20 protein-coding genes and 1 tRNA gene are annotated in these 20,577 nt (G+C 72.3%); 6 read left to right on the forward strand and 15 right to left on the reverse strand.

The genetic code is table 11. From position 1 onward, the window contains the following. Window positions 1-8 precede the first annotated feature (8 nt). The gene (locus tag ACWDYF_RS23600; RefSeq protein WP_064535191.1) at window positions 9-425 is read left to right on the forward strand and encodes a Fur family transcriptional regulator; all 417 of its coding nucleotides are present in this window, start codon (window positions 9-11) and stop codon (window positions 423-425) included. Between the two features lie 183 nt (window positions 426-608). Here ACWDYF_RS23600 and ACWDYF_RS23605 read toward each other — a convergent pair. The 3 genes from ACWDYF_RS23605 to ACWDYF_RS23615 form a co-directional block, all read right to left on the reverse strand. After that, window positions 609-682 (reverse strand) — tRNA-Met (locus tag ACWDYF_RS23605). 78 nt (window positions 683-760) lie between these two features. Then, window positions 761-2,707 carry a tetratricopeptide repeat protein gene (locus tag ACWDYF_RS23610; protein ID WP_389466277.1) on the reverse strand — a complete coding sequence of 649 codons (1,947 nt, stop codon included), beginning with the start codon at window positions 2,705-2,707 and terminating at the stop codon, window positions 761-763. 214 nt (window positions 2,708-2,921) lie between these two features. Further along, window positions 2,922-5,810 carry a UPF0182 family membrane protein gene (locus ACWDYF_RS23615; RefSeq protein ID WP_381742814.1) on the reverse strand — a complete coding sequence of 963 codons (2,889 nt, stop codon included), beginning with the start codon at window positions 5,808-5,810 and terminating at the stop codon, window positions 2,922-2,924. A gap of 174 nt (window positions 5,811-5,984) precedes the next feature. Here ACWDYF_RS23615 and ACWDYF_RS23620 point away from each other — a divergent pair, with 174 nt between their 5' ends. Further along, entirely contained in the window at window positions 5,985-6,527 is a 543-nt protein-coding gene (locus ACWDYF_RS23620; protein WP_381742478.1) for a PPA1309 family protein, read from the forward strand. Window positions 6,528-6,586: 59 nt separating this feature from the next. Here the strand turns inward: ACWDYF_RS23620 and ACWDYF_RS23625 are convergent, their stop codons facing one another. The 4 genes from ACWDYF_RS23625 to ACWDYF_RS23640 form a co-directional block, all read right to left on the reverse strand. Continuing rightward, complete coding sequence (locus ACWDYF_RS23625) at window positions 6,587-7,684, reverse strand: YlbL family protein (RefSeq protein ID WP_389466274.1); 1,098 nt, start codon at window positions 7,682-7,684, stop codon at window positions 6,587-6,589. 58 nt (window positions 7,685-7,742) lie between these two features. Next, the gene (locus tag ACWDYF_RS23630) at window positions 7,743-7,907 is read right to left on the reverse strand and encodes a hypothetical protein (protein ID WP_381742474.1); all 165 of its coding nucleotides are present in this window, start codon (window positions 7,905-7,907) and stop codon (window positions 7,743-7,745) included. Window positions 7,908-8,066: 159 nt separating this feature from the next. Then, window positions 8,067-8,528, reverse strand: coding sequence for a molybdenum cofactor biosynthesis protein MoaE (locus tag ACWDYF_RS23635; protein WP_381742472.1), 462 nt, complete (start codon window positions 8,526-8,528; stop codon window positions 8,067-8,069). Window positions 8,529-8,648: 120 nt separating this feature from the next. Beyond that, window positions 8,649-9,761 (reverse strand): SDR family oxidoreductase, encoded by a 1,113-nt coding sequence (locus ACWDYF_RS23640; protein ID WP_064535184.1) that lies wholly within the window; start codon window positions 9,759-9,761, stop codon window positions 8,649-8,651. 192 nt (window positions 9,762-9,953) lie between these two features. Here ACWDYF_RS23640 and ACWDYF_RS23645 point away from each other — a divergent pair, with 192 nt between their 5' ends. Further along, complete coding sequence (locus ACWDYF_RS23645) at window positions 9,954-11,417, forward strand: zinc-dependent metalloprotease (protein ID WP_381742470.1); 1,464 nt, start codon at window positions 9,954-9,956, stop codon at window positions 11,415-11,417. Continuing rightward, window positions 11,414-11,929: an NUDIX hydrolase gene (locus ACWDYF_RS23650; protein WP_389466270.1), complete on the forward strand. Its 516-nt coding sequence runs from the start codon at window positions 11,414-11,416 to the stop codon at window positions 11,927-11,929. Before ACWDYF_RS23645 ends, ACWDYF_RS23650 begins: the two co-directional genes overlap by 4 nt. Window positions 11,930-12,029: 100 nt before the next feature. On the opposite strand, the gene ACWDYF_RS23655 is transcribed toward ACWDYF_RS23650, so the two are convergent. The 4 genes from ACWDYF_RS23655 to ACWDYF_RS23670 form a co-directional block, all read right to left on the reverse strand. Further along, window positions 12,030-12,785 carry an AIM24 family protein gene (locus tag ACWDYF_RS23655; RefSeq protein WP_018571310.1) on the reverse strand — a complete coding sequence of 252 codons (756 nt, stop codon included), beginning with the start codon at window positions 12,783-12,785 and terminating at the stop codon, window positions 12,030-12,032. A 16-nt stretch (window positions 12,786-12,801) separates the two neighbouring features. Continuing rightward, a complete protein-coding gene (locus tag ACWDYF_RS23660) occupies window positions 12,802-13,482 on the reverse strand; it encodes an AIM24 family protein (RefSeq protein ID WP_018571309.1) in 681 nt (226 codons plus the stop codon). An 11-nt stretch (window positions 13,483-13,493) separates the two neighbouring features. Beyond that, window positions 13,494-15,299: a TerD family protein gene (locus tag ACWDYF_RS23665; protein WP_389466265.1), complete on the reverse strand. Its 1,806-nt coding sequence runs from the start codon at window positions 15,297-15,299 to the stop codon at window positions 13,494-13,496. 173 nt (window positions 15,300-15,472) lie between these two features. After that, window positions 15,473-16,069 (reverse strand): M48 metallopeptidase family protein, encoded by a 597-nt coding sequence (locus ACWDYF_RS23670; RefSeq protein ID WP_381742464.1) that lies wholly within the window; start codon window positions 16,067-16,069, stop codon window positions 15,473-15,475. 287 nt (window positions 16,070-16,356) lie between these two features. Here ACWDYF_RS23670 and ACWDYF_RS23675 point away from each other — a divergent pair, with 287 nt between their 5' ends. Then, window positions 16,357-17,571, forward strand: coding sequence for a TOMM precursor leader peptide-binding protein (locus tag ACWDYF_RS23675; protein ID WP_389466262.1), 1,215 nt, complete (start codon window positions 16,357-16,359; stop codon window positions 17,569-17,571). Beyond that, window positions 17,564-18,928: an ABC1 kinase family protein gene (locus ACWDYF_RS23680; protein WP_451584302.1), complete on the forward strand. Its 1,365-nt coding sequence runs from the start codon at window positions 17,564-17,566 to the stop codon at window positions 18,926-18,928. Before ACWDYF_RS23675 ends, ACWDYF_RS23680 begins: the two co-directional genes overlap by 8 nt. 60 nt (window positions 18,929-18,988) lie before the next feature. On the opposite strand, the gene ACWDYF_RS23685 is transcribed toward ACWDYF_RS23680, so the two are convergent. The 4 genes from ACWDYF_RS23685 to ACWDYF_RS23700 form a co-directional block, all read right to left on the reverse strand. Next, on the reverse strand, window positions 18,989-19,198 hold the full coding sequence (locus tag ACWDYF_RS23685) for a hypothetical protein (RefSeq protein WP_381742460.1): 210 nt from the start codon (window positions 19,196-19,198) through the stop codon (window positions 18,989-18,991). Between the two features lie 136 nt (window positions 19,199-19,334). Further along, a complete protein-coding gene (locus tag ACWDYF_RS23690) occupies window positions 19,335-19,661 on the reverse strand; it encodes a hypothetical protein (RefSeq protein WP_018571304.1) in 327 nt (108 codons plus the stop codon). Then, window positions 19,658-20,026: a WhiB family transcriptional regulator gene (locus ACWDYF_RS23695; RefSeq protein ID WP_026253134.1), complete on the reverse strand. Its 369-nt coding sequence runs from the start codon at window positions 20,024-20,026 to the stop codon at window positions 19,658-19,660. Before ACWDYF_RS23695 ends, ACWDYF_RS23690 begins: the two co-directional genes overlap by 4 nt. 176 nt (window positions 20,027-20,202) lie before the next feature. Further along, window positions 20,203-20,523: a hypothetical protein gene (locus ACWDYF_RS23700; protein ID WP_018571302.1), complete on the reverse strand. Its 321-nt coding sequence runs from the start codon at window positions 20,521-20,523 to the stop codon at window positions 20,203-20,205. Window positions 20,524-20,577 lie beyond the last annotated feature (54 nt).

Consider the following 20,577-nt stretch of genomic DNA (forward strand, 5'->3'; position numbering starts at 1 on the left):
TGGTGTCTATGAGTGACCTTCTGGAACGGCTGCGGGGACGCGGGTGGCGCATGACCGCGCAGCGGCGCGTCGTGGCCGAGGTCCTGGACGGCGAACACGTCCATCTGACGGCCGACGAGGTGCACGCCCGAGCGGTGACGAGGCTCCCCGAGATCTCCCGCGCGACCGTCTACAACACGCTGGGCGAGCTGGTCACGCTGGGCGAGGTGCTGGAGGTCAGCACCGACAAGCGCGCCAAGCGGTACGACCCCAACGCACACCAGCCGCACCACCACCTGGTCTGCGCCGGCTGCGGCGCGATCCGCGACGTCCACCCGAGCGGCAACCCGCTGGCCGACCTCCCGGACTCGGAGCGCTTCGGCTTCACGGTCTCGGACGTCGAGGTGACGTACCGCGGGCTCTGCCCGAACTGCGCGTCCGCCTGACGCGCCCCGCACACGGAACACGGCGAAGGGCCCGGCACCTCTCGGCGCCGGGCCCTTCGCCGTACCCGACCGGAAGCCGTCCCACCGGAAGCCCTCCCGCCGGGAGCCCTCACCGCACCGGAACACGCACCCGAACGCACCGAGGGCCGGAATCCTGATCGGATTCCGGCCCTCGGCCTTCAGTAGCGGGGACAGGATTTGAACCTGCGACCTCTGGGTTATGAGCCCAGCGAGCTACCGAGCTGCTCCACCCCGCGTCGATGAATAGAACACTACGTGACCGGGGGGAGAAGAAGCAAATCGCCTCCCCTCCGCCCCGCCCGCCCCGCCGAGCGTCACGCCGACAGCTCCTCGCGCAGCGCGTCCCGCAGCCGCGCCGCCCGCTGGGCGACCTCGCGCGGCCCCAGCGCCACCGCCCGGTCGGCCCACCGCTGCCCCTCGGCCAGCTCGCCCCGCCGCGCGCAGACCAGCGCCAGCCGCAGCGCCGCGCGCCCGTGCCCGGCCTCCGCGGCCCGGGTCCACCACAGGACCGCCTCGGGCTCGCTGCCCTCGCGGGCCAGCAGCAGACCGAGGTTGAACGCGCCGTTGCGGGACCCGGCCTCCGCGGCCTCGCGGTACCAGCGCGCCGCCTCGACGACGTCGCCGCGCGCCGCGGCCAGCATGCCCACCCGGACCTGGGCCCGGCGGTGCCCCTGGGAGGCCGCCCGCTCGTACCACTCCTCGCACTCGGTCTTCTCGTGGACCGCCGGTTCCCCCAGTTCGTGCGCGGGCGGCGGGGGGCGGCGCGCGTCGAGCACGCTCGCCAGCCGGTAGGCGCCCTCCGCGCTGCCGCCGCCGGCCGCGCAGCGCAGATGCCGCTCGGCCGCCCGCTCGTCGCCCGCGCGCAGCCGGGCCATGCCCACCTGGAGGGCCGCCTCGCTGTGCCCGGCCGCCGCCGCCTGCTCGTACCAGCGCAGGGCGTCCCGCTCCAGGCCGCGCCCGGCGTAGAGGATGCCCAGGTTGAAGGCGGCGTCCACGCTGCCCGCCTCGGCCGCCTTGGAGAACCACGGCTCGGCACCGGCCGTGTCCCCGCCCTGGAGCAGCAGGACCGCCAGCGCGTTCGCGGCCTCGCGGTGGCCCGCGTAGGCCGCGCTGCGGTACCACTGCTCGGCCTGCGGGGTGCGGCCCTGCTCGGCGCAGAGCAGGGCCAGGTTGTAGGCGCCGTTGACGTCCCCGGCGTTCATCGCCGCGCGGTACCAGCGCTCGGCGGTCTGGGTCTCGCCGCGCTCGGCGTGCAGCGCGCCCAGCGCGTTGGCCGCGTTGCCGTCGCCGTCCTGCGCGGCCCGCAGCCACCACACGGCCGCGCTCTCGGTGTCCCCGGCGTCGCGCAGCAGGAACCCGAGGGCGCAGGCGGCGCGCGCCTCGCCGTCCTTGGCGGACGTCAGGTACCAGCGGCCGGCCTCCTTCAGCTCGCCCCGCTTCTCCAGGATCGCCCCGAGGTGCAGCGCGGCGCGCCGGTGGCCGCGGGCCGCGGCCTGCCGGTACCACTGCTCGGCCGCCGCGGACGGGGCGGCACCGTCCGCCGCCGGGTCCGGCGCGGACCGCCGGTCCACCGCTCTGGCCAGGCGGTACGCCGCCTCCCGGTGCCCGCGCTCGGCGGCCACCCGCATCCAGCGCTCGGCGTCCGCGTCGGCGCGGTGCTCCAGCAGGTCGGCGAGGGCGTAGGCGCCCAGGACATGGCCCTGTTCGGCGGACTGACGCAGCCAGTACTCGGCGGCGGGCTCGTCGCCGCGCTCGCGGTGGTGGCGGCCGAGCGCGTGCGCGGCCGGGGCGGACCCGGCGACGGCGGCGATACGCCACCAGCCGGCCGCCTCCTCGGGGTAGCCGCGCTGCTGGAGGAGGACGCCCAGGTTGTTGGCGGCGGCCCGGTCACCGGCCGCGGTGGCGGCCCGCAGATGGGGTTCGGCGCCGTCCAGGTCGCCCCGGCGCAGCAGCATGGCCCCGAGGACGCTCATCGCCTCGGTGTCGCCGGACTCGGCGGCGAGCCGGCGGCGCGCCAGCTCGGCGACCTCCTCGGCGGCGGCCCCGGTCTCGTCCGCCGCGGTCTCCCGCGCCGCCGTGCCGTCCCCGGTTCCGTCCTCGGTCCCGTCCGTGCCCGTCACCTCCGTACCGGGCGCGCGGGTGCCGGTCCGGTACGGGTCCGCGCTCTCGGACTCCTCGGGCCCCTGGGTCGGCCCGGGGTCGGAAGTCTGCACAAATCGCCCTGTCTCGAACAGAGTTACCTTGTCCCCCATAACGTCCATCGTCGCACCACCCGCAACCCGGGTACACCTGGTATACCGCAGCCAGTGAGGTCACTTCAGCGTTTTGTCGACATGCCCACAGAGAGACAAGTCAAACACAGATCGCCCAACTCCCCACGGCGGCACGGCGGTCGTGGGGCGCGCGTCGTGAGTCCGCGCAGCGCGAAGGCCCGGATCCGTCCAGGGACCCGGGCCTTCGACTCGTTCGGGAAATTCAGCTCCCGTTCTTGCCGTTGCCCTGCTTGCGGGCCGCCTCCTGCGCGTCCTCGGCCTGCTGGAGCGCCTTCTGGAGGTCCTTCTGCGCCTTGCCGTAGGCCTCCCAGTCGGACGGCTTCTTGTTCAGCGCCGTCTGGCCCTCGTCGAACGCCTTCTGGGCCGCCTCCAGGGCCTTCTGGACCGTCGGGTTGCCCGCGGCCGGCGGTTTGGTGCCGGTGCCCTTGTCCGGCGGGTTCGCGGCCCCGCTGGTCCCGAAGACCTTGTCCAGCGCCTGGTCGAGGGTGTCCTCGAACGCGGTGGCCCCGCCGTAGGTCACCAGGACCTTGCGCATCAGCGGGTACTTGAGCTGACCGCCGCGCACATAGACCGGTTCGACGTAGAGGAATCCGCCGTCGAGCGGGATGGTCAGCAGATTGCCGTACTCGATCTCCGAGTCACCGCCTCTGATGAGTTTCACGAACTCGGCGATGTTCTGCGAGGAGTTGGAGTTGAACTGGCTCTGCACCTGTTTGGGGCCGCCGACCGTCGTGCTCTTCGGTTTCAGGATTCTGATCTTGCCGTAGTCGGGCGTGCCCGCCTGCGAGTCGACCGCCATGAACGCGCTCAGGTTGTCCCGGCCGCTCGGGGTGAACGTCGTGGTGAGCGAGAACGCCTGCGAATCCTGGCCGGGCATCTTCATCGTCAGGTAGTACGGCGGCACCGCGTTGCCCGACTTGTTGGTCGGGTCGTCGGGTACCTGCCACACCTCGCTGCTGCTGAGGAAGGTCTGCGCGTCCTGGACGTGGTACCGGGTGAGCAGTTCGCGCTGCACCTTGAACAGGTCCTGCGGATAGCGGAGATGGTCCATCAGCTGCGGGGAGATGGCCGACTTCGGCTGCACCGTCTCGGGGAACGCCTTCATCCAGGTCTTCAGGACCGGGTCCTCGGTGTCCCACTGGTACAGCTTGACCTCGCCGGTGTAGGCGTCGACGGTCGCCTTCACCGAGTTGCGGATGTAGTTGACCTGGTTCTGCTGGGCCACCACCGCGCGCTGGTTGTTGTTGTACGTCAGCGAGTCGGCCGTGGTGTCGCCCAGCGTCGTGCGCGAGGCGTACGGATAGCCGTTGGTCGTCGTGTACGCGTCGACGATCCACTGGATCCTGTTGTTCACCACCGCCGGATACGCGTCGCCGTCGATGGTCAGCCAGGGTGCCACCGCCTCGACGCGCTCCTTGGGCGTGCGGTTGTACAGGATCCGCGAGCCGTCCCCGATGGCGCCGGAGTACAGGATCTGCGGCTCGCCGAACGCCAGCGCGTACGCGGCCCGGTTGACCGGGCTGGACAGACTGACCCCGCTCTTGCCCTGGTAGCTGGTGGTCGTCTCGCCGTCGTTGTTCGAGTAGTCGATCTCCTTCTGGGGACCGCCGACGATCGAGTACGTGGTGGTCTTCTCGCCGTAGTAGACGCGCTGCTCGTACGAGCCGAGTTCGCCGGTGGCGGGCAGGTTCTTCTCGGTGAAGACCGGCTCGCCGTTGCTGGCCTCGGTGCCCTTGGCGGCGACGACGCCGTAGCCGTGGGTGTACCGGAAGTGGCTGTTGATCCAGTTCTTCTTGATGCCGTCGAAGTTCAGCTCGCGCAGACCGACGACCGTGTCCTGGACCTTGCCGTCCTTGGTGGGATACCGGTCGACGTCCAGATTGTTCGGGAACGCGTAGAAACCGCGGATCTGCTGGATCTGCTGGAACGTGGGCGAGACGATGTTCGGGTCGAGGATGCGCACGCTCGCCGTCTTGTCCACCTGGCCGCGCAGCGTCGACTTGTCCTCGGTGCCGCTCGTGCCGTCGTAGTCCGAGACGTCGGTGTGGTCGATGCCGTACGCCTCACGCGTCGCCTTGATGTTCTTGGCGACGTACGGCGCTTCCTTGGCCTGCTCGTTCGGCTGGACCTGGAACTTCTGCACGATCGCCGGGTACAGGCCGCCGATGAGGACGGCCGAGAGCACCATCAGGCCGAAGCCGATCACCGGGAGCTGCCAGGTGCGCCGCCACAGCGTGGCGAAGAACAGCAGCGCGCAGATCACCGCGATGCAGAACAGGATCGTCTTGGCCGGCAGATAGGCGTTGGCGTCGACGTAGCGCAGGCCCGTCCAGTTGTCGGTGGCCTTGAAGTCGCTGGACTTGACCGCCAGCCCGTACCGGTCGAGCCAGTACGCGACCGCCTTCAGCGCGACGAACACGCCGAGCAGCACCGACAGGTGCCCGGTGGCCGCGGCCGTGGCCCGCGCACCGGGGCTGGTGATCCGCAGCCCGCCGTACAGGTAGTGGGTCAGCACCGCGGCGATCAGGGACAGGATCGTGGCGGCGAAGCCGAAGCCCAGCAGGAAGCGGTACCAGGGCAGGTCGAACGTGTAGAAGGAGATGTCGAGGTGGAACTGCGGGTCCGTCCGGTGGAACGGCACGCCGTTGACCCACAGCAGCCAGGTGCGCCACTGGCCCGCGGCGGAGGCCCCCGCGATCAGCCCCACCACGGCGGTGATCCCGCACAGCAGCCACTTCTTGTACGGCGCGATGCCCATCCGGTAGCGGTCGAGGTTCTGCTGCTCCATCGACATGGCGCTCAGCGGGGGCCGCAGCCGGTGCGCCAGCCAGACGTTGAACCCGACGGCCGCCGCCATCAGCAGGCCGAACACCAGGAACAGCCCGACCTTGGTCCACAGCGTCGTGGTGAACACGGACGAATAGTGCACCGACCGGTACCACAGCCAGTCCGTCCAGAAGCCCGCGAACATCGTGAACGCGATGCCGAGAGCGGCAAGGACGCCCAGGACGATCAGCAGGGTCCGGGCTCGCCGGGACGGGCGGCCGACTCTGATCCGCGGCCCGGACGGGCCTCCGCCGCGGTCCGGCATCTGGAAAGCCAAGGTGCGCACCTCGAAGTTCGCTGGTGGTTCGCTGTCGTTGCGTCTGGCCCCCGTGTCCGCGGACCGTACGGAGCGCCCGCGGTCACGGGCGCCCACCTATGCAACTTACTCACCGTTTATTCGGTTCCCGATTCCGGCCGGGAACGAGGCAGGATTGTGACCATGTCCAACACTCCCATGGCAGCGAACCCCCTCACCCGGGCCGTCCTCGAGATCGACGAGTACGCCTCCGGACTCGGCTGGGACCAGCCCGCTCGCCTCTTCGCCCTCGTCGACACCGCGCGGCTGCGGTCCGAGGAACCCGCCCTCGCCGCGCAGCTCGGTCTCCAGGACGAGCAGGAGACCTCCGGTCTCACCCCGATCGAGCAGGAGGAGGTCCCTGCGGACCGGCCGCTCGACGAGTTCCTCGCCACCATCGCCTGGCCGGGCGCGGTGGCCGGCTGCGCGCTCACCGTGGAGCGCCTGATGCTGCCGCCGTCCGCCGAGGCGCAGGTCCCGCAGGGCCTCGACGAGGCGAAGCTCGCCCGGTGGGTGGCCGCCCACCCCGAGCGCCAGGAGGTCCGTATGACGGTCGCGGTGCTGCGCGACGGCGCGCGCGAGTCGGCGCTGCGCCTGCGGGAGAAGGACGCCGCCACGGACGTCCTCACCGGCTCGGAGCTGGTCCCCGGGCTGGCGGAGGCGCTGGCGGCCACGTTCGAGGAGTGATCGCCCGAGGGGCCGCTCCGGAGAGCGGCCCCTGCGGCCGGGGGGCGAGAGCGGTCCGCTCAGCCCTTGGCCGAGCAGGTCGGCAGATCGGCGGTCTTCCCGGAGCGGATGTCCTTGAGCGCGCCGAGGGCGTCACCGATGGTGCCGACCTTGACCAGGGTCAGCCCGGAGGGGGTGTCCGCGGCCGCCGCCGCGCAGTTGTCGGCGGGCGTCAGGAAGTACTGGGCGCCCTTGTCGCGCGCGCCGATGGTCTTCAGCTCGATGCCGCCGATCGGGCCCACCTTGCCGTCGTCGTCGATCGTCCCGGTCCCGGCCACGAACTTCCCGCCGGTGAGGCTGCCCGGGGTGAGCTTGTCGTAGATGCCGAGGGCGAACATCAGACCCGCGCTGGGTCCGCCGACGTCCGCGAGCTTGATGTCGATCGTGAACGGGAAGGTGTGGTCGGTCCCCGGCGAGATGCCGACGACGGCCCGCTGGGCGCCCCCGTCGTGGGACCGCGCGGTCGTGATCGTCACGTCCTTGGTGGCCGTCGCTGTCTTGTGCGCCTTCTCGGCGGCGGCCTGGTCCTTGGCGGGCACGATGGTGAAGACGGTCTTCTCGCCCGGCTTGTGCTTGGTGACCAGCCCCGCCACGTCGGAGGGCTGCTTGACGGGGGTGCCGTCCACCGCCTTGATGACGTCACCGGCGTGCAGCCTGCCCTGCGCCGGGCTGTCCTTGACCACGGTGGCCACGATCACCCAGCTCTGCACCGGGATGCCCAGCTCCTTCAGGGCGGCGACCTTGGCGCTCTCCTGGGACTGGCTGAACTCCTCGGCGTTCTCCTGGGTCGACTGCTCCTCCGTCTTGCCGTCCGGGTAGAGCGTGTCGTGCGGGACGATCCTGTTGTCGTGGGCCAGCCAGCCGTAGACGGCCTCCACGAGGTTCATCCGGTAGTCCGGGCTGGTGACCCGCACGGTCGTCATGTTGAGATGGCCGTCCGTCGGGTACGTCTTGTGCCCGTCGATCTGAAGCACCGGCTCGCCGTCGTGGTCGCTGAGGGTGTTGACCGTCGGTCCCGGGGACATCTCCGAGTACGGCACCTGGAGGAACACTCCCGCGCACAGGAGCGCGATCAGCATCAGGGTGGAGGCGAGCATCGTCGCGGTGCGGCGTGGCATGACACGACAGTACGGGACCGGGCTGTCGGCGCACCGTCAGGGCCGCCGCGGGGTCCGGTCAGGTGCCGGAGGTGGACCGCTCCATGGCCTCGCGGAACCGGGCGTAGCCGTCCAGTTCGGGCCCGTCGCTGCGGATTCTGCGGGTCCGGTTCGCCCAGCTCCCCCACAGCCCGGCGGCTATCCCCGCCACCACCGGTATCAGCAACCAGGCGAGTGCTCCCACGCCGACCTCCCTACCCCGATCGACCGATCCCGACCGACTGATCAGCAGATTAACCATCCGCACTGACAACGCTCGGGCCAGGGGGCCGGTTACGCAAGCGGGGCCGGGCGCGGGAGCGACGCCGGGGCCGAGGGGGTCTCCGGTTGCGGCGCTCCGGGCTCAGCAGGCGCCGACCCACTCCTCGGTGCCGTCGGAGAACCGCTGGTGCTTCCAGATCGGCACCTCGTGCTTGAGGTCGTCGATCAGCTTCCGGCAGGCGGCGAACGCCTCGGCGCGGTGCGGGCACGACACGCCGACGACCACGGCGAGGTCCCCGATCCCCAGATCGCCCACCCGGTGCACGGCGGCCAGGGCCCGCACCGGGTACTCGGCCACCACTTTCTCGGCGACGCGCCGGATCTCCTCCTCGGCGCTGGGGTGGCAGGAGTACCCCAGCCCGTCGACGTCGGCGCCCCCGTCGTGGTTGCGCACGGTCCCCACGAACAGCGCCGTCCCCCCGGCCGCCGCGTCGCCGAGCGCCCGGAAGACCTCGTCCAGGGAGAGCGCGGTGTCCCGGACGCCGATGAGCTTGATGGGGTCGTCGGCGGTGTACTCGCCGGGGTGATCGGTGGTGGGTGCCATGCTCTCCATCGTGCCGCACGCGCGCGAGGACGCGGAATAGCGTGATCGCCCGGCACGCGCGCGTGGAGGTTGGAGCCTCCTACGACCGGCCGACGGCCCGCCCGGCCGGGCGCGGGTCGCTCAGATGCGGCGGCGGGCCTTGCGTGCCCGCCGCACCACCGCCGCGGCGCCCAGCAGCGCGACCGTCGCGCCCGCGGCCCCGGCCGCCGTCGCGTCCTTGCGCCCGAGCCGCCGCCCGGCCACCGTGTGCCGCCCGGCGACCTCCTCCAGCAGCTCCGCGAGGACCTCCTCGTTGGTCCACTTCGGCCGCCATCCGGCGTCGTGCAGGCGGCTGCCGCTCACCACCCAGGGGTACATCGTGTACGCCAGGTCACCGGCCGGGGACGGGGTGAGCCCGATCCGGTGCAGCCGGGCCGCCGCGCCCAGCGCGACCGCCGACGGCAGCTCCATGCGCCGGATCCCGCTCAGCTCCTCGACCTCCTCCTGCTCCAGCCAGCCGTCACAGCCCACGGCCAGCTCGCCGTCGGCCTTCTCCAGCACGGCGTACTCCAGCGCGCTGCACAGGTCCTCGACATGGCAGAACTGCCAGGCCGGCCGGGACCCGGCCACCACCAGCAGCCGCGGCGACTCGAAGTACCTGGTCAGCGCGGTGTCGGTGCCGCCGACCAGGACGGCCGGGCGCATCACGGTCACATTGAGGCCGGGGTGCGCGCGGGGGGCGCGCCGGGCCAGCCGCTCGATCTCCAGCAGGTCGCCGACACCGGTGGCCTCGGCGGTCGCGCGCAGCTCGGCGTCCTCGGACAGCGGCAGCTCGTTCTCCGGCAGCGCCCCGTAGACCATCGCGGAGGTGCACAGCACCACCCGGTGCACCCCGGCCGCCGCAGCGGCCGTCAGCACCGTCTGCGTGCCCCGGACGTTGTAGGCGCTGCGGGCGGCGGGGTCGCTCTCCAGATCGAGGTCGAGCGCCAGGTGCACCACGACGTCGGCGCCGCGCAGCCGCTCCGCGATGGCGGGGTCGCGCACGTCCAGGACGTGCCACTGCGCCTGCGCGCACTCCCCGCGCCGTTCGTCGATGGCGATGACCTGCCGGACCTCGGCGGAGGCGGCCAGCCGCTCGGTGAGCAGGGCGCCGACACCGCTCGCGGCTCCGGTGACCGCGACGACGGGCCCGCGCGCGGCGGGCGTGTTCTCATGGTTTCGCGCTGCGCGAACCTGTGGATCTGGGGAACTCACCGGGCGTCTCCAGCGGTTGTCTTCCATACGGGCGCGAATGACGCGTACGTACCAGGTGGCATCCATCCTGCCGCAGGCGTTCTGTCGGCGAAGCACCGAGGCCCGAACCGCTCGCGGTGTCTAGGCTGGGTGGTGTTGTCGGGCAGCCGCGCCGCCGGAGAGAACCGGTGGCCTTACCAGCCGAGGAACCCCGTGAGTGACACCCCATTCGGATTCGGCCTTCCGCCGGAGGAGCCGGACGACGGCGACGAGGGCAAGAAGAAGGACCAGGAGAGCGGTGGTGGGCAGGGACCGGCCAACCCGTTCGGTTTCGGGCTGCCCGGAGCCGGAGGCTTTGGCGGGCCCGGCGCCGACAATCCGCTCGCGGCGATGTTCGGGTCGCTGAACCCCACCGACCTGGGCGCCGCCTTCCAGCAGCTCGGCCAGATGCTCTCCTACGAGGGCGGCCCGGTGAACTGGGACATGGCCAAGCAGATCGCCCGCCAGACGGTCGCCCAGGGCACGTCGGACGGCACCAAGGACGCCAGCGTCGGCCCCGCCGAGCGCACCGCCGTCCAGGAGGCCGTCCGCCTGGCCGACCTGTGGCTGGACGACGCCACCTCCCTGCCCTCCGGTGCCGCCTCCACGGTGGCCTGGTCCCGCGCGGAGTGGGTCGAGGCGACCCTCCCGGCGTGGCAGGAGCTGGTCGACCCGGTCGCCGAGCGCGTCGGCAACGCCATGGGCGAGGTGCTGCCCGAGGAGATGCAGGCCATGGCCGGTCCGCTGATCGGCATGATGCGCTCCATGGGCGGCGCCATGTTCGGTACGCAGATCGGGCAGGCCGTGGGCGTGCTGGCCGGCGAGGTCGTCGGCTCGACCGACATCGGTCTGCCGCTCGCCCCGGCCGGCAAGGCCGCGCTGCTCCCGGTGAACGTCGAGAAGTTCGGCAAGGACCTCGGCGTGCCCCAGGAGGAGGTGCGCCTGTACCTGGCGCTGCGCGAGGCCGCCCACCAGCGCCTGTTCGCGCACGTCCCGTGGCTGCGCTCGCACCTGTTCGGCGCGGTCGACGGGTACGCGCGCGGGATCAAGGTCGACACCGCCAAGCTGGAGGACGTGGTCGGCCAGTTCGACCCGCAGAACCCGGAGCAGTTGCAGGACGCCCTCCAGCAGGGCATGTTCCAGCCGGAGGACACGCCGGAGCAGAAGGCCGCCCTGGCGCGGCTGGAGACCGCTCTGGCGCTCGTGGAGGGCTGGGTGGACGCGGTGGTGCACGCCGCCGCCAAGCCCCGTCTGTCGTCCGCGGACGCGCTGCGCGAGACGCTGCGCCGCCGCCGCGCCTCGGGCGGCCCCGCCGAACAGACGTTCGCCACGCTGATCGGTCTCGAACTGCGTCCGCGCCGCCTGCGCGACGCCTCCCGCCTGTGGGCCTCGCTCACGGACGCGCGCGGGGTCGAGGGCCGGGACGCCCTGTGGGCCCACCCGGACATGCTCCCGACCGCCGCCGACCTGGACGACCCGGACGGCTTCGTCCACCGCGAGCAGCTGGACTTCTCCGAGCTGGACAAGATGCTCGGCGAGGCGGCGAGCGGCAAGCCCGACCTGCACAAGAAGGACCCGGGCGAGGGCAGGGCCCCCGAGGACGGCGACGGCGACGGCAAGGACGACGGCACCGAGTGAGCCTCTTCGACGACACGGTCCTCGTGCTGAAGGGCTACGAGGACCAGACGGAGCTGCGCCAGATCTATCTGGACCATCTGGCCGCTCACCCGGACGGCCTGTGGAAGGCGTGCGGGGACGGGCACATCACGGCGAGCGCGCTGGTGGTCGACCCCGGACGCGGCCGGGTGCTGCTGACCCTGCACAAGAAGCTGCGGATGTGGCTCCAGATGGGCGGCCACTGCGAGCCGGAGGACGCCACCCTGGCACAGGCCGCGCTGCGGGAGGGGACCGAGGAGTCGGGCATCCCGGGGCTCTCCCTGCTGCCCGGCGGCCCGGTCCGCCTGGACCGGCACCTCACCCCGTGCGCCTGGCACCTCGACGTGCAGTACGCCGCGATCGCCCCGCCCGGGGCCGTCGAGGCGATCAGCGAGGAATCGCTGGACCTGCGCTGGTTCGCCTACGACGAGGTGGGCGGCGTCGCGGACGATTCGGTCGTCCGGCTGCTGGAGGCCACGCGCGCCCGGCTCTGAGGCGGAGACGCAGGTAAGGGGCGACCACTAGGGTGGTCGCCCCTTACCTGCGTTCACTCTTCTGTCCGACGCTCGGGCTTGTCCGACGCTCGGGCCGGGCTCAGCTCCAGGCGTTGCCCTGGTTCTGCCCCCGGGCGCCCTGCTGCCCCATGCCGAACTGCGCGGCGAGGCCCTGCCCGATCGCCGCGTTCTGCGGCGGCAGCAGCTCACTGGGCTGGACGAGCGCGTAGCCGCTGCCCATGAAGCTCAGCTCCCAGCCCTCGCCGGTGTTGCCGCGGCGCCGCCACACCCCCGAGGAGTGCGTCTGGGCCTGCATCTGCACGCGCAGCCCGGTGGACCAGGCGACGATCGCGTCGGCGTCGCAGTTGACGTACTTGTCGGGCGTCACCTGCATCATCAGCGGCGCCCCGGAGGTCATCAGGGCCACCTTGCCGTGTCCGGTGATGTTGAGCTGGTACTTCCCGGAGCCGGAGATGCCGTACATGCTGTCGACGGCGATCACCTCGTGGTGCAGCGAGGAGTCCATCGCCAGGACATAGCTGCTGTCGACGGTGAGGCCGTCCTGCTCGATGTCCATGATGTGCACGTACTGGCCGAGATTGGCCAGGTAGACGGTGCCCTGCCCGTGGCAGCGCATCAGGTCGAGGCCCTCGCCCGTGTAGGCACGCGCGTGCCCCTGGTTGCTGCTCTGGTACTCGGCGTCGAACTCGACCATGCCCTGGTAGGCGACCATCGTGCCCTTGCGGGCGAGGATGTCGTCGTGGCCCTCCATGACGACACGCAGCATCTGCTTGTTCTGGAGGCCCCAGCGGTCCTGGGTCTGGACGTCGTTGAAGGCGAAAAGCGGGCTCTGCATTGTCCTTCTCTCCCCCTCAGCCCCGGACCCGGAGGCGGTCCGTGCTGTCCTCGCTGGGCTGCACGACGACGATGCCCTGCCCGGAGAACGCCATCTGGTACGCCTCACCGCTGCCCCGTCCGATCAGGGACTGCGCCTTGAAGCTGCGCTTGCCCTTCACCTTGAGGTTCGGCGACCAGGCGACCAGGGCGTCCGGGTCGACGTAGGTCTCGTTCTCCCCGCCGCCGCAGTCGACGACGATCGGCTTGCCCCGGGAGGTGAGCGCGACCCAGCCCTGCCCGGAGATCTTGGTGTTCCACAGGCCCTGTCCGGCGAACTTCGCCAGCCCCTTGACCCGCTCGACGCCCCACTGGAGGTGCGCGTCGAAGGCGAGCAGGTTGGTGGCGTTGACGGAGATCGCGTCGCCGCCCAGGTTGATGACGACGACGTCGGCGCCGTAGTCGGCGAGGTAGAGCAGACCGTCGCCGGTGCACTTCATCAGGGGCGCGCCCTCGCCGGTGATCCAGTCACGGGCGATCTGGCGCACGGCCGGCGGGTTGGGCTCGTACTGCACGAACCCCTCGTAGGCGACCATCGAGCCCACGCGCGCGAAGAGGTCGTTGCCGGTCTGCATGGCGACCTTCAGCATGTGGCTGCCGTGGTTCTCCATGCGGGCGGTGACGGGTGCGGGGGCGTAGCCCGCGAGCGGCTGGTTCATGACGGGCTCCCTCAGACCTCGTAGGGCTGGACGACGACGAAGTTGCCGGGCGCGGCCCGGAACTGGAGGTTGACGCCCTCCCCGGTGTGGCCCGGGTAGGCGTTGCGGCGCATGCGCACCTGGCTGGAGACGATCACCTGCGCAGCGGCGGACCAGGCGACGACGGCGTTGGAGTCGACGAACGTCGTCGGGGTGACCGGCAGGACGACCGGCGTGCCGTGCGTCTTGACGACCACGGTGCCGGTGCCCTGGAACTGCATGGTGAACAGGGCACCGCCGGGGATGCCGTGCCCTTCGATGCGGCGGACCTCGTACTGGAGGCTCTCGTCGAAGGCGAGGACGTTCTCCGCGGAGACGCAGATCGCGTCGCCCTGGAGCTCGACCGGGTGCAGATGGGCGGAGTTCTCGGCGAGGAACACCTGTCCCTGGCCGGTGCAGCGCATGAGCTGCATCTCCTGGCCGGTGGCGTTGCCGACGATACGGCCCGCGAAACCCGCGCCCTTGTAGCTGAAGTCGACCTTGCCCTGATAGAGGACCATGCTGCCCTGCCGGGCCAGGACGGGCTGGCCGCCCGTGCCGAGGTCGGCGCGGATCAGCTTGCCGTTCTGGAGGGTCCAGCGCTGGCCGGTGGGCGTCTCCTTGAACTGCTGGAGCGCGGCGGCCACCCCGGCGCCCTGCGGAGCCTGCGCGGCGGCCTGCGGTGCGCCGTAGGGCGCGGGCTGGCCGGGCACCTGCCCGAACGGCGGCTGCTGTCCGTAGGGGGGCTGCTGCCCGTAGCCGGGCGGCATCGGGGGCTGGCCGTATCCGGGCGGCGCGACCGGCGCGTGGGCGGCCGGGGGCTGGCCGTAGCCCGGGACCTGCTGGCCGTACGGCGGCTGCTGGCCGGGGTGCCCGTACGGCGCGGGGGCCGGGGCCGGCGGCGGGACAGTGCCTCCGGGCGGGGCCATGGGCGCGATGATGGTCGGCGCGGCGTGCACCGAGGGGGCGGGCGCCGGAGCCGGGGGGCCGGGGGGCGGCGGGGTCGAGCCCGGGGGCGGCGCGAAGCCCTGGGCGGCGGGCTGCGGCATGGGGGCCGGAGCGGGCGCGGGGGCCGGAGCGGGCGCGGGGGCCGGAGCGGGCGCCGGTGGGGCGGGTGCGGGCGCCGGTGCGGGAGCCGCGGGTGCCGGTGCCGCGCCGGGGGCTCCGAAGGCGGGCGGGGCGGCGGACTGGGCGGGCGGGGCGAAGCCCGGGGCCGCGGCCGGCGGTGCCTGCTGCGGGGCCGGTGCCGGGGCCGGGGCGGGTGCCTCTTCCTCCAGCACCTCACCGCCGAAGTTCTTCAGCAGCGCTTCCAGGCCGCCGTCGAACCCCTGTCCGACCGCGGCGAACCGCCAGACGTCCTTGAGGTAGATGTCGCCCAGCATCACGGCCCGCTCGGTGGAGAACTCGGCACCGGTGAAGGAGTACCGGCCCACCTCCTCGCCGCCCGCCACGATGCGCAGGTAACCGGGGGCCACCTGCGACATCTGCCCGGCGCCGTCGAGGGTCGCCGTGAAGGACAGCTTCTGGATCCCCGGCGGGATCCGGTCGAGCGTGACCCTGAAGGACTCCGTGTCACCGGCCTGCGCGCCCAGCAGCTGGATGGCCTCCTCCGGGGACTTCGGCTGGTTGAAGAAGACGAAGTACCGGTCGTCCGAGAGCCTCTCCTCGGCGTCGAGGCCGAAGCAGCTGATGTCGAAGGTCAGTCCGGGGCCGGAGATCTGTACGCCCACGTACAGATCCGTGCCCGCGGTCAGGTCACTGATCCTGGCCTTGTGGCCGCGTTGGAATTCCCTGGGCATACGTAACGACCGTCCCCCATCCCGAGTGCGAGTGCGTCGCGCCAGGCTAACGGCAAACTCCGACACCCGACCAAGCCGGTACAGACCCGGTACACAATCCCCGCCCGGCCGTGGCGCACGGTGCCGCGCCGCCCGGAGGGATCACGTGCCGCGCGCCCGACGGGGGCGGCCGGTCACTCGTCCCGGTCGCCCGGCGGGTGCGGCAGGCGGGCGGCCGCGGCGACCCCTTCGAGGTAGCCGCGCGCCCGCTCGGTGCGCGGATAGGCGTCCAGGAGCCGCCAGAAGTCGGGGCCGTGGCCCGGCACCAGCAGATGGGCCAGCTCGTGCAGCAGCACGTAGTCGACGACGTACTCGGGCATCCCCTGGAGGCGGTGCGAGAGCCGGATGCTGCCCTCCGCCGGGGTGCACGAGCCCCAGCGCGTGTTCTGGTTGGTGACCCAGCGGACCGAGACCGGCCGGGCCCGGCCGTCGTAGTACTGCGCCGAGAGCCGCCCGGCGCGCTCGGCCAGCTCGGTGTCGCCGAGCGAGCGGCGGCTCTCCTGGGCGGCCAGCTTGTCGAGCATGACGTTCACCCAGCGCCGCTCCTCCGCCTCGGACATCCGAGCGGGGATGAGCACGACGGTGCGGTCGCCCTCGCGGTACGCGGAGACGGTCCGGCGGCGGCGGGCGCTCCTGCGGACCTCGATCGGACTCGCCGCCGAGCCGCTCGGCGGCGGGCTCGTCTTGCTGCGCTGCGGCGCTCCGGCACGGTGCAGTGGGTCGGCGGACACGCCCCGACGTTACCGGGTGCGCACGGCGGAAGTCCCGGGTCCGGGACGGTTCCGCGCCGATCCCCCACCGACGGTCCGATTCGTATGACGAATACCCCCTGCCTGTGGACAACTTTCCGCACCGCCGGGCCGGACCGGGCATGCTGGCACTCGTCGGCGGAGCACCGACCGGCTCCACCGACCCGCCTGCTTTCTCCTCTCTCATCTCTCTCGTCGCACTCATCTCTCTCATCGCACTCGTTCACCTTTGTCCATCCGGTTTGTCCATCCGGCTACGGGGGCCGCTCATGCATCCGATGGTGAAACCCGCGCTGCGGCGCGGCTGGCGTGATCTCAACACCGTGCAGTTCGGGATGTCACCCGCGCACGCGCTGACCCTGGGGCCGGTCGACACCGCCACGGGCAGCTTCCTCGAACTGCTCAACGGCACCCGGGGGCTGCCGCTGCTCCGCGAGGAGGCCCACCGCATGGATCTGCCCGAGGGGCACGTCGACCTCCTCGTGCGGCGGCTGTCCCGCGCGGGCCTGCTGGACGACGCCCGGGGCGGCGGCGCGGCGGCAGCGGAGCTGCGGGCGAAGCAGGAGGTCATGGACCGGCTGGCACCCGATCTCGCCGCGCTGTCCGTGGTGGCCAGGGAGCCGGACGGGGCGATCGAGCGGCTGGCCGCCCGGCGCGGTATGCGGGTGCGGGTGCGCGGCGCCGGCCGGGTGGGCGCCGTGCTGGCCGCGCTGCTGTCCGGCGCGGGGGTCGGCGAGGTCGAGGTGCTGGACGGAGGATGCGTCGAGCCGTGGGACGTGGCCCCGGGCGGGCTGCCCGCCGAGGCCGTCGGCGAGCGCCGGGACGCCGCCGCCCGTCGTGCCGTGCGCCGCGCCGCCCCCGGCCGTCCGGAACGCCGCACCGCCGGGACGCCGTCCGGGGCGGACGAGGCCGGGCACGCGCTGGTCGTCATCGCCCCGCGCGACGACGTCGCCGTGCACGCGCCCGACCCAGCCGTGGCGGCTCCGCTGATCGCGTCGGGCACTCCCCATCTGTACGCCGGGATCGTGGAGGCCACGGGAGTCGTGGGCCCGCTGGTCCTGCCCGGACAGACCGGCTGCGCCGAGTGCCTGCACCACGGGCGCACCGACCGGGACGAGACCTGGCCGCGCCTGGTGGCGCAGTGGCGGTCCGGGCGGCAGCGCCGGGTGCGCCCCTGCGACCTGGCCCTCGCCGCCACCGTGGCCGGGCTGGCGGCGGCCCACGCGCTCGCCTTCCTGGACGGGGAGACACCCTCCAGCACCGGTGCCCGCTGGGAGGTGTCCGCGCCCGCGCTGAACTGGCACGGGCGCCCGGTGTGGCCGCATCCGGACTGTCCGTGCGGGGCGGCGCGGAAATCCGTGGTGGAAGACACCTCAAAGGAGGGCGGCGCACGCGCGACAATGGCTGAGCAACGGCCGTCGTCCGCACCTCGCCGTCAGGCGGAAGCGACGCGGCCTGCTGGGACTTGGAGGGCGCATGTCTGATCTTCCCCGGAAGGCGGTCACCCGGACCGCCAAGCTCGCCGCGCTCCCGCTCGGTTTCGCCGGGAGGGCGACCTGGGGACTCGGCAAACGGATCGTCGGCGAGTCCGCCGAGATCGTCGGCCGGGAGCTCCAGCAGCGCACCGCCGATCAGCTGTTCAAGGTGCTCGGGGAGCTGAAGGGCGGGGCGATGAAGTTCGGGCAGGCCCTGTCCGTCTTCGAGTCCGCCCTGCCCGAGGAGGTCGCGGGTCCCTACCGGGCGGCGCTGACCAAGCTCCAGGAAGCCGCCCCGCCGATGCCGACGCGCACCGTGCACGCGGTGCTGGAGGAGCGGCTCGGCACGGACTGGCGTGCGCTGTTCGAGGAGTTCGAGGACAAGCCGGCCGCTGCGGCGTCCATCGGGCAGGTGCACCGGGCGGTGTGGCACGACGGCCGCGAGGTGGCGGTCAAAGTGCAGTACCCGGGCGCGGGCGAGGCCCTCCTGTCCGACCTGGGCCAGCTGAGCAGGTTCGCCCGGCTGCTGGGACCGCTGATCCCCGGCATGGACATCAAGCCCCTGATCACCGAACTGCGCGACCGCGTCTCCGAGGAACTGGACTACGGCCTGGAGGCCCAGGCCCAGCAGGCGCACGCGGAGGAGTTCGCGCAGGATCCCGACGTCCTGGTCCCGGCGGTGATCCACCAGTGCGAGCAGGTCCTGGTCACCGAGTGGATCGACGGTGTCCCGCTGGCCGAGGTGATCGCGGACGGCACCCAGGAGCAGCGCGACCGCGCCGGGCAGTTGCTCGCCCGTTTCCTGTTCTCCGGCCCGGCCCGCACCGGACTGCTGCACGCCGACCCGCATCCGGGCAACTTCCGCCTGCTCCCCGGCGGCCCGGACGGTGCGGAGGACTGGCGGCTCGGCGTCCTGGACTTCGGCACCGTCGACCGGCTGCCCGGCGGCCTGCCGGAGCCGATCGGCGCCTCCCTGCGGATGACCCTGGACGGCGAGGCCGAGGCCGTCTACGACATGCTGCGCGCGGAGGGCTTCGTCAAGGAGACGGTCGACCTGGATCCGGACGCCGTGCTGGACTACCTGCTGCCGATCATCGAGCCGGCCCAGGCGGACGAGTTCACCTTCACCCACGGCTGGATGCGCAGCCAGGCGGCCCGTGTCGCCGACATCCGCTCGCCCGCCTACCAGTTGGGCAAGCGGCTCAATCTGCCCCCGTCCTACCTGCTGATCCACCGGGTGACGCTCAGCACGATCGGTGTGCTGTGCCAGCTGGGCGCCACCGTCCGGCTGCGGGACGAGCTGGAGGAGTGGCTGCCGGGCTTCGTCACCGCGATGGAGGACGAGGAGGCCGCCGCCGAGGTGTGACCGGTCAGGTCCCGGCGGGCCCGGGTCAGGTCCGCGCGGGAGGGCGGCCGGTGTCCGCGGTCACCACCGGGCGGAGTCGAGCCGTCCCTCGATCGACCTGAGGTGTGCGCGGGAGCAGGCGTCGCAGAAGTAGCGGCGGACACCGTCCTCGACGGAGCAGGTCCAGGTGGGAGGCGGTTCGTCCGCCGGGGTGCCGCAGTGCGCACAGCTCACGGACGGGCGCGGTGCGTGCCCGCCGCCGTGGTCGGGGTCTCCGGGAGGACGCGTCACCCGGCGACGATACCTCCGCTCCGGCAGAGCGCGGGGACAACGCACCGCGGGGGCCGGTCCGTACGGACGGACCGGCCCCCGCGGGCATCGAGCTCACCTCCCGGCCGGGAGGTCACCGCCGCGCGGTGTGGGCGGATCAGTGCATGACCGCCATGGCGAGCGCGCGACGGGCACGCCGTGAGGCGCGCTCGGCACGGCGCTGCATCCGGCGGGCGGCCACCACGCGCAGGGCGTGGCGCTCGCGGTCCGCCTCGTGCAGCCGCTCCTGCATATGCGCACGAGCCATGGCTTCTGGGATGAGTTGCATCTCGCGGGTCCTGTTCTGACGCGAGTCGTTCGCGCCGGTGGTGGTGACGTCTTCGGTGGCGGAGCCTGCGGGCTCGCTGGGGACGGACGGCTTCATCGGGGCCTGCTTCTGGGGGTCGTGCGTGAGGGGGCGATCGATCGTTCCTGGGATGTTCATGCCGCAACCGGGTTCTTGCGCGGACGGCCACGGGGCCGCTTCCGGGCGACGACAACGCCCTGGACGAACAGCTCTCCACCCCAGACGCCCCAGGGCTCGCGCCGCTCCTTGGCGCCCGCGAGGCAGGCTTCCATCAGCGGGCAGGTGCGGCACAGGGACTTGGCGTACTCCACGTCCGCCGGCGACTCGGCGAAGAAGACCTCCGGGTCGTAGGAGCGGCAGGGGACGGGCACGCCGAGGTTCTCGATGGCGTCGTCGAGCGCGGTGAGCGCGGTGAGGGGGATCAAGGCGGGGTCCTCCGTGAGACCAGGCTTGGGGATCGTGTCGGAAGGCGGTACGGACGGGGCGTGCGCTTCGAGTTGCACGGTTGGTGTTTCCTCGTCTGGTCGGTCCGGCCGGGTCGGCCGGGTGTCGGCTGGGTACCGGGTTCTTTTCTTGTCCCGAGGCCCCTTCGGTCCGTCGTCCCCGTTCGGGGAAAACAGAAGGGCCGCGGATCCCGGGTGGGGTTCCGCGGCCCTGAAGGCGCCGGCCTGATCGACGATCAGGCTGGATCACTCCAGGGTTCTGGCCCACGGAAGGCCCACATCTGGTGGTGGTGCGTCGTCTGCTTCCGGATACCGGCACCGGCCGCCGTAAAGGCATAGGCGCGGGCCTGTGCCACTACTGCTTCCAGTGCCTCGGTCGGTCGCTCATTGCCCTCGCGGACAGGGAGACCCGCGAGAGACAGGGAGGACGCCGGACGCGCGGCGCGAACGCCGGACACACCGGTGCCCTGGTCCGAGACGCCGAGCATGCACAGGGAAGCGACCGAGCGATCGGTCATTTTGGCGGTGCTGAAGAAGCTGCTCTTGATGCTGATCACTGGACTCGCCTCCTCTCGGCGTCTGGGGGACTGGGGTGAACCAGCCCGTACGGA

Source organism: Streptomyces sp. NPDC003284, assembly GCF_053589675.1.

Bases quoted from the DNA above. Each gene is read 5' to 3' on its own strand.
- ACWDYF_RS23600 (WP_064535191.1), top strand. From the start codon at position 9: ATGAGTGACCTTCTGGAACGGCTGCGGGGACGCGGGTGGCGCATGACC.
- ACWDYF_RS23615 (WP_381742814.1), bottom strand. From the start codon at position 5,810: ATGCCGGACCGCGGCGGAGGCCCGTCCGGGCCGCGGATCAGAGTCGGC.
- ACWDYF_RS23620 (WP_381742478.1), top strand. From the start codon at position 5,985: ATGTCCAACACTCCCATGGCAGCGAACCCCCTCACCCGGGCCGTCCTC.
- ACWDYF_RS23625 (WP_389466274.1), bottom strand. From the start codon at position 7,684: ATGCCACGCCGCACCGCGACGATGCTCGCCTCCACCCTGATGCTGATC.
- ACWDYF_RS23675 (WP_389466262.1), top strand. From the start codon at position 16,357: ATGCATCCGATGGTGAAACCCGCGCTGCGGCGCGGCTGGCGTGATCTC.
- ACWDYF_RS23610 (WP_389466277.1), bottom strand. From the start codon at position 2,707: ATGGACGTTATGGGGGACAAGGTAACTCTGTTCGAGACAGGGCGATTT.
- ACWDYF_RS23635 (WP_381742472.1), bottom strand. From the start codon at position 8,528: ATGGCACCCACCACCGATCACCCCGGCGAGTACACCGCCGACGACCCC.
- ACWDYF_RS23680 (WP_451584302.1), top strand. From the start codon at position 17,564: ATGTCTGATCTTCCCCGGAAGGCGGTCACCCGGACCGCCAAGCTCGCC.
- ACWDYF_RS23655 (WP_018571310.1), bottom strand. From the start codon at position 12,785: ATGCAGAGCCCGCTTTTCGCCTTCAACGACGTCCAGACCCAGGACCGC.
- ACWDYF_RS23665 (WP_389466265.1), bottom strand. From the start codon at position 15,299: ATGCCCAGGGAATTCCAACGCGGCCACAAGGCCAGGATCAGTGACCTG.
- ACWDYF_RS23690 (WP_018571304.1), bottom strand. From the start codon at position 19,661: ATGAACATCCCAGGAACGATCGATCGCCCCCTCACGCACGACCCCCAG.
- ACWDYF_RS23660 (WP_018571309.1), bottom strand. From the start codon at position 13,482: ATGAACCAGCCGCTCGCGGGCTACGCCCCCGCACCCGTCACCGCCCGC.